Here is a 794-nt window from a genome sequence, read left to right on the forward strand (position 1 = left end):
CCGGTCTTCTTGGCGTTCTCTTTCCGCTTCTTGTTGCGCTCCTCCATCTGCTTGATGGATTCGGCCTGCTTGCTGACCTCCTTCGGGTCGTGCTTGGGATCGTACTTGGTCCCGGCGACCTTCTCGGGGAAGCCGGGCTTCGGCTGCCAGCAATTGCCCGGCGCCTTGCAGGTCTGCCCGTCATAGGCCAGCGCCGGCACCGCGAAGGCCGCCCCCGCGATCAGCATCGCCGTCGTGATCACTGTGCGCATCGTTGATTCCTCCGTCTCTTCCTTGGCCGGCCGGTCGGGCCGTCGGTTCGCCCCGTCTCCTGCGGGGCGCGACTTGCCGAGAACGGCTAGTCCAGCGGCTTGCACTGGCCGGGCACGTCCTTGGCAAAGGTCTCGCCCTCCTTGAAGGGCTTGTAAGTCTTCTTCTGCGCGTCGGTGAGCCACTCGGCATCCTTCACCGGACCCGTGTAGAGATGGCGGATCCAGGCGATGACCTGCAGCATCTCGTCGGGATTGAGATCCTCGTTGTGCGGTCCCATCATGCCGTTGGCGCCGCCCCAGAGGGTCGAGAACAGGCCGACATCGGTCGTGTTCGCCGGGTAGGTCCAGTAATCGTCGTTGAGGCCGGGCCCGACCTTGCCCTCGCCGAGATGGCCGTGGCAGCCGGAGCACGAGGTCAGGAACAGGCTCTCGCCGTTGCGCAGGCAGGACTTGTCGTCGATGTAGAGATTCTTGCCGGTCTGGAAGAAGGTCTTGACCGCCTGCGTGTCCCGCCCGCCCGGCTTGCCCTCGGCCGTGTCCATC

2 protein-coding genes are annotated in these 794 nt (G+C 65.1%); both read right to left on the reverse strand.

All coding sequences use genetic code 11. The annotated features are described in order from the left end of the window. The coding region (locus I53_RS24470) for a methanol dehydrogenase (RefSeq protein ID WP_043355622.1) at positions 1-251 on the reverse strand (251 nt) is incomplete at its 3' end. A gap of 86 nt (positions 252-337) precedes the next feature. Then, positions 338-794 (reverse strand): cytochrome c(L), periplasmic (gene moxG, locus I53_RS24475; protein ID WP_043355620.1); only part of this gene is annotated, 457 nt, incomplete at its 5' end.

Source organism: Methylobacterium sp. B1 (assembly GCF_000333255.1).
GTDB lineage: Bacteria > Pseudomonadota > Alphaproteobacteria > Rhizobiales > Beijerinckiaceae > Methylobacterium > Methylobacterium fujisawaense.